This is a genomic window from Tumebacillus sp. BK434 (assembly GCF_004340785.1).
Taxonomy (GTDB): domain Bacteria; phylum Bacillota; class Bacilli; order Tumebacillales; family Tumebacillaceae; genus Tumebacillus_A.
On the sequence record NZ_SLXS01000001.1, the window covers coordinates 454,161 to 465,685 of the forward strand.

At 60.2% G+C, this 11,525-nt stretch carries 6 protein-coding genes and 1 pseudogene; 5 read left to right on the forward strand and 2 right to left on the reverse strand.

The features are described from left to right. Positions 1–19 precede the first annotated feature (19 nt). The 4 genes and pseudogenes from EV586_RS21765 to EV586_RS01690 all read left to right on the forward strand — a co-directional run. Positions 20–8,452, forward strand: a pseudogene (locus tag EV586_RS21765) (amino acid adenylation domain-containing protein); the annotation flags it as partial. Between the two features lie 61 nt (positions 8,453–8,513). Next, on the forward strand, positions 8,514–8,726 hold the full coding sequence (locus EV586_RS01680) for a hypothetical protein (RefSeq protein WP_132943335.1): 213 nt from the start codon (positions 8,514–8,516) through the stop codon (positions 8,724–8,726). A gap of 89 nt (positions 8,727–8,815) precedes the next feature. After that, the gene (locus tag EV586_RS21695) at positions 8,816–9,268 is read left to right on the forward strand and encodes a copper amine oxidase N-terminal domain-containing protein (protein ID WP_132943336.1); all 453 of its coding nucleotides are present in this window, start codon (positions 8,816–8,818) and stop codon (positions 9,266–9,268) included. A 134-nt stretch (positions 9,269–9,402) separates the two neighbouring features. After that, a complete protein-coding gene (locus tag EV586_RS01690) occupies positions 9,403–9,960 on the forward strand; it encodes a GNAT family N-acetyltransferase (protein WP_132943337.1) in 558 nt (185 codons plus the stop codon). 88 nt (positions 9,961–10,048) lie between these two features. Here the strand turns inward: EV586_RS01690 and EV586_RS21770 are convergent, their stop codons facing one another. Then, on the reverse strand, positions 10,049–10,252 hold the full coding sequence (locus EV586_RS21770) for a DUF7662 domain-containing protein (protein WP_481937742.1): 204 nt from the start codon (positions 10,250–10,252) through the stop codon (positions 10,049–10,051). A gap of 41 nt (positions 10,253–10,293) precedes the next feature. Between EV586_RS21770 and EV586_RS01695 the strand changes: the two genes are divergently transcribed. After that, the gene (locus tag EV586_RS01695) at positions 10,294–10,839 is read left to right on the forward strand and encodes an MOSC domain-containing protein (protein ID WP_132943338.1); all 546 of its coding nucleotides are present in this window, start codon (positions 10,294–10,296) and stop codon (positions 10,837–10,839) included. Between the two features lie 19 nt (positions 10,840–10,858). Here EV586_RS01695 and EV586_RS01700 read toward each other — a convergent pair whose 3' ends face one another. Continuing rightward, positions 10,859–11,512 (reverse strand): ankyrin repeat domain-containing protein, encoded by a 654-nt coding sequence (locus EV586_RS01700; RefSeq protein WP_165898156.1) that lies wholly within the window; start codon positions 11,510–11,512, stop codon positions 10,859–10,861. Positions 11,513–11,525 lie beyond the last annotated feature (13 nt).

Here is an 11,525-nt window from a genome sequence, read left to right on the forward strand (position 1 = left end):
GATTCAGGAGCAGTTTGCCGAAATGGTGCGCCTGCACGCCGACCGCATCGCCGTGTCGGACAGCACGCAGACTTTGACCTACCGCGAACTGAACGATCGCGCCAACGCCGTCGCCCGTGAACTTCGGGCGCGGGGTGTCCGGCCGAACCAGCCGGTCGGCTTTATGCTGGAGCGCGGCGTTCAGGTGATGGTCACCCTGTTCGGCATCCTGAAGGCAGGCGCGGCGTATCTGCCGATCGACGCCGACTATCCGGCCGAGCGCATCGCCTACATGCTGGAGGACAGCGGCGCGGCTTGGGTGATCACGCAGCAGTCCCTGCAGGCGCGAATTGTGACGCTCGCACCAGACTTGCTCTGTCTGGAAGACGTTCCGCGCACCTGCGCTCAAGGCGACCCGGAACTGATCAACACGCCGGATGACCTCGCCTACATCATCTACACCTCCGGCTCGACCGGACGCCCGAAAGGCACGCTGCTGCGCCACACTGGCGTGCTCAACCTTGCCTCCTGGGCGCACGATGTGCTCGGCGAAAACGAGCAGGACGTCATCCTGCAGTACTCCAACAACTCGTTTGACGCTTCGGTGCAAGAGATCTTCTGCGCCTTGCTCAACGGCTCCCGACTACACGTCCTGAGTCAGGACGAGCGCCTGTCGATCGAAGCCTTTGCCGACGCCGTCTGCAGCGTCCAAGCGACCGCCGTCCTGCTCCCGACCGTCTTTTTCCATCAGCTCGGCAGCTCTCTGGCGGACGAAGGGGTACAAAAACTCGCATCGCTCAAACGCGTCCTCGTCGGCGGCGAAGCGGTGAGCAGTGCGGCGGTGCGCAGCTGGCAGCACCGCTTCGGCACCGGCATGGAAGTAGTCAACGTCTACGGGCCGACCGAGATCACCGTCATCTGCACCGCGTACCGCCTGCAGGAGCTGTTGCCGGAAGAGGTGAGCAGCCTGCCGATCGGCAAGCCGCTGCCGAACTTCCAGCACTACATTCTCAATTCGGCGCTGGAGCTGTGCCCGATCGGCGTGGTCGGCGAGTTGTACGTCGGTGGCGTCTCGCTGGCAAAGGGGTATCACAATCAGCCGGAAAAGACGGCCGAAGCATTCCTCCCGCATCCGTTCCAAGCGGGCGAGCGGCTGTACAAGACGGGTGACTTGGCGCGCTGGCTGCCCGGCGGCAACGTCGAGTACATGGGCCGGATCGACCATCAGGTGAAGATCCGTGGCTTCCGCGTCGAGCTGTCCGAGATCGAAGACCGCCTAGGCAAGCATCCGTCCCTGCAGCAGGTCGTTGTGACCGCCCGTGAACAGCGGCTCGTCGCGTACGTCGTGCCGCCGAAAGGGCAGGAGATCGACAGCGGCGAACTGCGCAGCTATTTGAAAGAAAAACTGCCAGAGTACATGATCCCGTCCGCGTTTGTCGTGCTGGACGCGCTGCCGCTCACGCCAAACAACAAAGTCGACCTGCGCGCCCTGCCTGCGCCCGAACTCACTGATCTGGTCGCAGCAGGCTCCTACACCGCGCCCCGAAGCGACATGGAAGCCGCCTTGGCCGAAGTCTGGCAAGGGGTACTGCGACTGGAGAAAGTCGGCATTCACGACAATTTCTTTGCCCTTGGCGGCGACTCGATCCTGAGCATTCAGATCATCAACCGCGCCGCGCAAAAAGGCATCCGGCTCACACCGAAAGACCTGTTCCAGAGCCAGACGATCGCCGAGCTGGCCGAGCGCGCCCAGACGGGAACCGACTTGGCAGCGGAGCAAGGCCCGGTCACCGGTCCGGTGCTGCTGACGCCGATCCAACGGTGGTTCTTTGGGCAAGAACTGCCCGCTCCCGACCACTGGAACATGTCGGTGCTGTTCGAACTCCGCGAGACGCTCGACACCGAAGCGATGCGCGATGCTGTCGCCCAACTGCTCGACCATCATGACGCGCTGCGCATGCGCTATGAGCAGGCGGCAGGGGAGTGGCAGCAAACGATCAAGGAGCCGGGCGGCGATGTGCCTTTTGTCACCGTCGATCTGACCGGGCGGGAAGCGGAGTTGGAGGCCGAAGCGGAACACTGGCAGCAGAGCCTGTCCATCGCCGACGGTCCGCTCCTGCGTTTCGTGCATGTCAAGTTCGGTGGTGCACGCCGCGACGTACTGCTGCTGATCGTCCACCATCTCGTCATCGACGGCGTGTCGTGGCGCATCCTGCTGCAAGACTTGGAAGCGGCCTATGCGGGGCGTTCGCTGCCGCCGAAGACGACCTCCTTCCAAGCGTGGTCGGAACGCCTGGCCGCACACGCGCAGACGCCTGCCGTTTTGCAGGAAAAAGCGCATTGGCTGCAACTGCAGGACGCGCCGGTCGCCGAACTGCCTGTCGATCACGCCCACGGCGCGAACACGATCGGCTCCAGCCGCCGCCTCTCCCTGTCGCTCACGACGGAGGAGACGCAGCAACTGCTGCAGGAAGCGCCGCAAGCGTACAACACGCAGATCAACGACCTGCTGTTGACCGCTCTGGTCGCAGCGTTTGCAAAGTGGACGGGCGACCGCGCCTTGCTGCTCGACTTCGAAGGGCACGGGCGCGAGGAGATCGGGGACGGCATCGACGTCTCCCGCACCGTCGGCTGGTTCACGACGATGTACCCGGTGCTGTTGCAACTGCCCGGCGACGCGGACACCGGCGCACGCATCAAGGCGGTCAAAGAACAGCTCCGCGCCATCCCGAGCCGGGGCCTTGGCTTCGGCTTGCTGCGCGATCTGAACGGGGATGCGGCGCTGCAGGAACTGCCTGCCGCACAGGTATCTTTCAACTACTTGGGCCAATTTGACCAAGTGACCGCCGAGTCCGCACTGTTTGCCGTCTCCAACATGCCCGGAGGTGCGCCGCGCGGGAAAGCAAACCCGCGCCACCACCTGCTGGAAATCAACGGCGCGGTGCAAGGCGGCCAGTTGCACTTGAACTGGACGTACAGCGTCAATGTCCACGAAGTGACTACGGTGGAACAACTGGCCCAGTCCTTCCTGCACGAACTTCGCGCCGTGATTCACCACTGCCTGTCGGAAGAGGCGGGCGGATACACGCCGTCCGACTTCCCGGAGGCGCGTTTGAGCCAGGAGCGTCTGGATGAGCTGATGGCAAGCCTGACCGAACGCGGGATCACGCGCCCTGACATCGAAGCGGTGTACGAACTGTCGCCGATGCAGCAAGGCATGATCTTCCACAGCATGATGTCGCCGGAAGAGGGCGTCTATGTCGTGCAGATGAACATGGAACTGAACGGCACGCTCGACGAAGCGGCCTTGCAGCGTGCCTGGCAACAGGTGCTCCTGCGCCACCCGATCCTCCGCACCGGCTTCGAGTGGAAAGGGCTGGAGACCCCGCAGCAAGTGGTCTACCGCCGTGTTCAACTGCCGATCGAAACGCTCGACTGGCGCGGGGAACGCTCCGTCGGCTTCGAAGCGTTCCTGCTCCAAGACCGCCTGCGCGGCTTCGATCTATCGGTCGCGCCGCTGATGCGCCTGACCCTGATCCGAATGGCCGACCGCGCCTATCGTCTGGTCTGGACCTCGCACCATCTGCTCCTCGACGGCTGGTCGATGCCGCTCGTGTTCAAAGAGCTCGTCACCCTTTTCGAAGCGGAACTGCGCGGCACCGAAGCGCAGTTGACGCCGAGACGCCCGTACCGCGACTTTATCGCCTGGCTGCAAGAGCAGGACCTGCTGGCGGCCGAAGCGTTCTGGCGTGGCAAGCTGTCCGGCTTCACCGCGCCGAACCGCCTCCCGGTGGAGCGCACCGGTCCGCCTGCCGAGATGCCGATCAAGCGCTACGGTGAGCAAAAAGTCACCTTGTCCGCGGAGACAACCGCTGTGCTCCAAGAAGCGGCACGCGCGCAGGGACTGACGCTTAACACCCTGTTCCAAGGCGCTTGGGCGCTGCTGCTCAGCCGCTACTGCCGCGAGCAGGACGTCGTGTTTGGCGCGACCGTCTCCGGTCGTCCGACTGAGCTCGCGGGGGCGGACTCGATGATTGGCCTGTTCATCAACACGTTGCCGATGCGTCTGCACACCGCCCCGGAACGGTCGGTGCTGAGTTTCCTGAAAGACCTGCAAGCCCAGCAGGTGGAAGTCCGCGACTGCGAATTCACCCCGCTCGTACAGGTGCAAGGGTGGAGCGACGTGCCGCGCGACCAGCCTTTGTTTGAGTCGATCGTGGTCTTTGAGAACTATCCGCTCGACGAGACGATCGTTCCGGTGTTTGGCGATCTGGAAGTCAAAGAAATGACGACGCTGGAGATGGACAGCTACCCGCTCACCGTCATGGCGCTGCCGGGGGCGGAGTTTACGATCAAGGTCGCTTTTGATCATCTGCGCTTTGAAGAAGCTGTGATCGCGCGTCTGATCGGGCATCTGCAGATGCTGCTCCTGTCGCTTTTGGACGATCCGAAGGCGGCGCTGGCCGACGTGCCGATGCTGACCGAAGCAGAGCGTCACCAACTGCTGGGTGAGTGGAACGACACGGCGGTCGACCATCCGCAAGAGATCTGCATTCACCAGCTGTTCCAGGAGCAGGCGGAGCGCACGCCGGATGCCATCGCCGTCATCCATGGCGACGAGCAGCTGACGTACGCCGAACTGAATGCCCGCGCCAACCAACTGGCCCACCGCCTGCAAAAGCTTGGCGTCGGCCCGGATGTGCTCGTCGGCATCGCCGCAGAACGCTCCTTGGAGCTGATGATCGGGCTGCTTGGCATTTTGAAGGCGGGCGGCGCCTATCTGCCGATCGATCCGGCGTATCCGGCAGCACGCATCTCCTTCATGCTGGAAGACTCGCAGGTGGGGGTGCTGCTGACCCAAGGACATTTGACCGCGTCCTTGCCGTCCCATCCTGCGCATGTGATCTGCCTTGATACCGGCTGGGAGGGGATCGCCGAGGAATCTGCCGACGCCTGCCTGAGCGCGGTGACTGCCGACAACCTGAGCTATATGATCTACACCTCAGGTTCGACGGGCACGCCAAAAGGCGTATTGATTCCGCACCGCGCCGTGGTCAACCACCGTTTTGCCATCGCGCGTGCGTACGGGCTGCTAGCGTCCGACCGCGTTTTGCAGTTCGCCTCGATCTCGTTTGACATCGCGGTCGAAGAAGTGTTCCCGACCCTGCTCAGCGGAGCAACGCTGGTGCTGCGCGGGGAGCAGATGGCAGCAGCGGAGTTCCTGCACTGGGTGGCGGCGCAGGGCATCACCGTCCTCAACTTGCCGACCGCTTATTGGCACAGCTGGGTGCACGAATTGGCTCTGCAGTCGGCCGAACTGCCGTCCGCGCTGCGCTTGACGATCGTCGGTGGCGAAAAAGCATCGCCGGAAGCGTATGCCTTGTGGAAAAAATTGGCCGGGGAATCGGTGCGCTGGTTCAACTCGTACGGCCCGACCGAAGCGACCGTCACCGCCACGACCTACGAGCCGAGCGGAGAAGAGGCACTGGCTGCCTTGAACCTCCCGATCGGCCGTCCGATCGACAACTTGCAGCTCTACGTCCTTGATGAGCAACTGCACCCGGTTCCCATCGGCGTCCCGGGTGAACTGCACATCGGCGGCGTCGGATTGGCAAGAGGTTACCTGAAGCGCCCGGAACTGACGGCTGAAAAATTCATCGCGAATCCGTTCGGTGCCGCGGGCAGCCGCCTGTACAAGACGGGCGACCTCGTCCGCTACCTGCCCGACGGCAACTTGGAATACATCGGCCGCACCGACGATCAGGTGAAAGTTCGCGGGTTCCGCATCGAGCTTGGCGAGATCGAAACCCTACTCGAAGGGCATCCCGCCGTCCACACGGCCGTCGTGATCGTCCGCGACGAACGCCTTGTCGCCTATTTCGTGGGCGAAGCGGCAGCCGACTTGCGAGCCTATTTGCGAGAGAAGATGCCGGAGTACATGATTCCCTCCGCCTTTGTCGCCTTGGCTGAACTTCCGATGACGCCAAACGGCAAAGTCGACCGCCGCGCCCTGCCTGCGCCGGACACCCTGTTCACCGCGCCGGGCGCGGGCACCGCTTATGAAGCGCCGCGCAGCAAGACGGAGCAGGCGCTGGCCGAGATCTGGCAAAACGCGCTGCGCCGCGAGCAGGTCGGGATTCGCGACAACTTCTTCGAACTGGGCGGCGACTCGATCCTCAGCCTGCAGATCATCTCCCGCGCCGCGGCGAAAGGTATCCGCCTGACGCCGAAAGACCTGTTTACGCATCAGTCGATCGCGGAGCTGGCTGAAGCGGCAGGCACCGTAACCGCCGCTGCCCTCGCCGATCAGGGCGAAGTGACAGGGGAGGTGCTGCTCACGCCGATCCAGCGCTGGTTCTTCGACGCGCAGATGCACAACGCCGGCCACTGGAACATGTCGATGCTGTTTGAAACGCAGGAGTCGCTGGACGATGCCATTTTGCAAGACGTATTCGCCCAACTTCTGCAGCATCATGACGCCTTGCGCATGCAGTTTGCGGACGGCAGGCAGTCCAACGCCGCCTGGAGCGGTGACGTTCCACTGACTTCCCGCGACTTGACACACCTGCCCGCTGATGAGCAGGAAGCGGCGTTCGAAGCAGAAGCGGGCCGCCTGCAAGCGAGCCTCGACTTGCAAGCAGGTCCTCCGGTACACGTTGCTGCCTTTCATTTTGGAGCGGAGCGGGGCAGCCGACTGCTGCTCATCGTGCACCACTTGGTGATCGACGGCGTGTCCTGGCGGATCTTGCTGGAGGACTTGGAGCTGGCCTACACCCAGCGCCTGCGCGGGGAAGAGATCAAACTGCCGCCCAAGACCACGTCCTATCAGGCTTGGGCAAAGCGCATGGCCGACTACGCCAAGACGCCTGCTCTGCAGCAAGAGCGCGCGTACTGGCTCAAGCAAGGTCAGGCCGCACAGCTGCCGACCGACCGTACAGACGGTGCGAACACAGAGGCGTCCGCCCAGCATGTGTCGGTGACTTTGGATGCCGCCCACACGCAAGCCCTGCTGCAAGAGGCGCCCAAAGCGTACAACACGCACATCAACGACTTGCTCCTGACCGCGCTGGTCGAAGCGTTTGGCGCCTGGACAGGCGAGCGTGCCCTTCTCTTGGATCTTGAAGGGCATGGCCGTGAAGAGATTCTGGAAGGCGTCGACGTGTCCCGCACCGTCGGCTGGTTCACCGCCGTCTATCCGGTCGGTCTGAACTTGACCGCCGCGTCGCAGCCGGGACAGAAGATCCAAACGGTAAAGCAACGCCTGCGCGCCATCCCGAACAAAGGCATCGGCTATGGCGTCCTGCGCTACCTGAACGGAGACGAGGCACTCGCTGCGCTGCCGAGCGCCGAGGTGCAGTTTAACTACCTTGGGCAGTTGGATCAGGCGCTGGCCGAGTCTGGCGTTTTCACCGTCTCGCAGGCTGACGGCGGCGCGGCCCGCGACCCGCAGAACCCGCGCAGCCATCTTCTGGAGATCAACTGTGCTGTCAGCGGCGGGCAACTGCAAGTCAACTGGACCTACAGCAGCAACCTACATGAGCGTTCGACGGTGGAAAAGCTGGCCGGGCAATATCTCGAAGCTTTGCAAGAGCTGATCCGCCACTGCCAGTCGCCCGAAGAGTGGCTGACCGACGACGCGGGCATCCAATGGAACCTGTCGTCGCCAAACTGCCTGATGCCGCTGAACAATGCGGTGACCGGCACTCCGCTGTTCCTTGTCCACCCGGTCGGCGGCGTGGCGCAGATCTACACCGAGTTGGCGGATGAGTTGAGCGACCGTCCGGTCTACGGCTTGCAGTCCCGTGGGCTGGACGAAAGCGAAACACCGTTTGGCACCGTCGAAGAGATGGCAGCCTGCTACATCGAGGCGATCCGCTCCGTGCAGCCGTACGGCCCGTATCAACTCGGCGGCTGGTCGATGGGCGGCCTGGTCGCGCTGGAAATGGCGCAGCAGCTCAAGCGGGCGGGGGAGGAAGTCAGCTTCCTCGGCCTCCTCGACACCCCGGCCCAGCACCTCGGCGGCCACAACGGCCAGCCGACCCCGGTGCATCGCCTGCTGTCGACGTTTGCCGAAGAGCTGACCAACCGTTTCGGCATCGAGATGCCGGATGCGGCCGAGCTGGCGCAGACGCTGTCTGTCGATGAGTTCCTACAGGAGTTCATCACGGCCGCCGCCCGCACCAGCGCCTTGCCGCCGCACATCGGACTGGAGCAGGTCAAGCGTTTCTTCCGCGTCCTGCAAGCCAACGATGCGGCCAACTGCGTCTACGAGCAGCACTACTACGATGGCACCGTGACCATGTTCCGCGCCATCGAAGACCCCCAGCAAGGCGACAAAGGCCTCACCTTCGGCTGGGACACCCAAGCAACCACCGTCCACGTCCACACGGTGCGGGGCAGCCATCATAATATGGTACTCCCTCCGTATGTGAAGATGTTGGGAGCGCTGATGAGAGCTTGTTTGGAAGGGTAAAATGGATAGAACACGAGGGACAGGTGCCCTCGTGTTCTTTTTTGCTTGGAGAAGTTGGATCATGAGCTTGGCAGTTACTTGTGAACGATTCGGCTGTTCTCGAGGTGTCGGGCATGGCTCCGTTTATGAAGCTGAGATTTTGAACTCAAGCGGGGACTGTGAAGTTGTAATGATTGTGATGCATCTTGGGCAGTATTTGATGATGAGGAAGGGCAACGGGCAGGATACTTCAATCCGGTTAGAATCTCTTGTATTTCATCCTGAAGAAAAATAACCCGCCAATTAGGCGGTTTTTTAAAGGTTAGAGGAGGTAACTTGTAGAAATCACTAACGAAAATATAAAATACAAGGAGTTGATCAGTAATGTTTATAACGAAGTACAAACAACTGTTTGCAGGCATTCTCATTGGCAGTGTCATTGCAGGCGTCAGTGTTGCTTCGGCAGACCAAAGTATCACCGCCTATTTGAGCCCGATCAAGTTTACTTTTGACGGTGAAGCGAAGAAGTTGCCGGAAGGTTATGCTGTGCTTACTTATAAGGATCGTACATACGTGCCTGCGCGTTTCGTCGCAGAAGAGCTTGGTGCAAACGTCGAGTGGATCAATGCAACCCAAACGGTTGCAATTCGAACCGGACTGCCAACACCGCCAAGTCAAGCTTGTGGAACACCTACGATCAAAGGAAACATCAGCAGTTCGGGAGAGAAAATCTACCATGTGCCTGGTGGTCAATACTACGAAGCAACAAAAGCTGAGGAGATGTTCTGCACGAAAGAAGAAGCAGTGGCAGCCGGCTATCGTGCCTCGTTGCGGTAGCGATGTCACATGAACAAGGAGCATCGGCCCGAAAAGGGTCAGTGCTCCTTTGTTCATGTAACGTGTTAACTTTCTCGAATCTCGAAGAACGTGTAAGATGATAGATAACATCACAGACGCTTAGGAGGATACGCATGATCCGTCCAGCAACTCAAGCAGACTTTCAACCGGCCATCAAACTGATCTACTCAACCATTGGGAAAATAGGCAATACGCTCGCAGGTTCGGACCAGCCTGCAGAGGTCACACGAATCCTCGAAGAATTCTTTCAGCAAAAGGGCAACCGTCTCAGCTATGAAAACACGCTCGTCAAAGAACAAGACGGGCGTGTCGTGGGCGTCCTCGTATCGTACCACGGCAGCCGGACTGCCGAGCTTGACCAACCGTTCCTCGACCGCTTGATCGATCAAACTGGCGACCCAAGCCTTACGATCACCAAAGAAGCACAGGACGATGAATATTACCTCGACACGATCGCCGTATCTTCTGAATACGAAGGACGCGGCTATGGCAAGGAACTGATGCGAGCGTTCGAAGCAAAGGCACATGCTGAGCAGCATCACAAACTGGCACTGCTCGTTGAAAAAGACAATGAGCGTGCGTACCGTCTCTACGAAAAAACGGGCTTTCGCGTCGATGGCGAATTGACGGTCAGCGGCTATCGGTTTTACCATATGGTGAAACTTATCTGACCCAGAGCGAACGCTAAAAAAGACGCCTAGATGACGTCTTTATATCTTCGGAATGTCACGGACTCATTTTTGAGATCCAAAGTTTCCGTCATCCAACCGAAATCGAGCCAGGCAGCGCAATGTCTCGTTTTCTGATTGAAGCGGTCCCCCACCATGCTTGATATTTTCTCGCGGAAGGGGGCAAGTTCCGATGGATAATGGCTTCGATTTCTTGAAACTTGATGGTAAAGCTTGCAGTCTGTTGTTTCTGCAAAAATTGGCTAAGTTGTAGATAAATCGATGTTCTTGCCAATGAGATCCCTCTTTCTTAACTCAATTTTGGCGGTGATCCAGATGGAAAAAATGGTAGTTGCAGCGGTGAGCAGCAGCGCTTCACATACATTCAGCAAGCCCACCCAGGACAGCATCCAGCTTTTGGCCGGGCTCGGTGTAGCAGGGGATGCGCATTTGGGGAAGACGGTGAAGCACCGTTCGCGGGTGCAGCAAGACCCGACACAGCCTAATTTGCGGCAAGTGCATTTGATCCACGAGGAACTGTTCGTGGATCTGCAGAGCAAAGGCTACACCGTCTCCGCCGGACAGCTGGGAGAGAACGTGACGACGCGCGGCGTGGATCTGCTGGGCTTGCCGACGGGGGCGCGCCTGTATCTTGGAGAGACAGCGATTGTGGAGATCACGGGGCTGCGCAATCCTTGTGCGCAGCTGGATCGCTTTCAGCCGGGACTGATGCAGGCGGTGCTGGATCAAGATGCGTCAGGCAATCTCATCCGCAAGGCCGGCGTGATGGCTATCGTGCTGGAGGGCGGTGAGGTGCGGGCGGGGGACGCGATACGGATTGAATTGCCCCCTGAGCCGCATCGGCCGCTGGAGCGGGTATGAGCACCTTCGGGTGCTTTTTTTATTGCTCCAGCAGTTGGATGATCTCGTCGTGGTGTTTTTCCTTGGCGTAGTCCAAGGCGGTTTTACCTGTGTTATCGATGGGTCGCAGGTTGGCCCCGTTGTTGACGAGAAAGCGCACGTTCTCTGTCCGCAAGTTATCTACCGCCCAGTGCAACGCTGTGCGGCCATTTTTTGTACTCACGTTGAGGCTGGCACCGCCTTCTGCCAAGACCTGAATCATTTCGGGCGTCCCCATCATCGCCGCGTCGATCATCGGGTAGCGGCCATCCGTTTTGTCGGCGACGTTTGGTTGGGCGTGATATGCAAGCAAGAGCTTTACGATCTCGAGATGGCCGTTGGCCGTTGCGCCGTGCAAGGCGGTCGAGCCGTTATCGTCGGTTGCGTTGGGGTCCGCTCCGGATCGCAACAGGAATTCTGCCAACTGCATGTGGCCTCGATAGGAGGCAGCGATCAATGCGGTTTCCCCGTATTCTCCTCGCACCTCCACGTCCATGCCGTTCGAGAGTTCGGCTTGCACCTCGGACATGTAATTATTGGCGGCTTTCTCCACAAAACTTTGTTCCGCTTGTGATACGTCTCGATCCCAGATGATCAGGCCAAGCACGAGGCACGCAACGATCATGCCGCCGATGGCTTTATTTTTTTTCTTCATTTGATTCACCTCA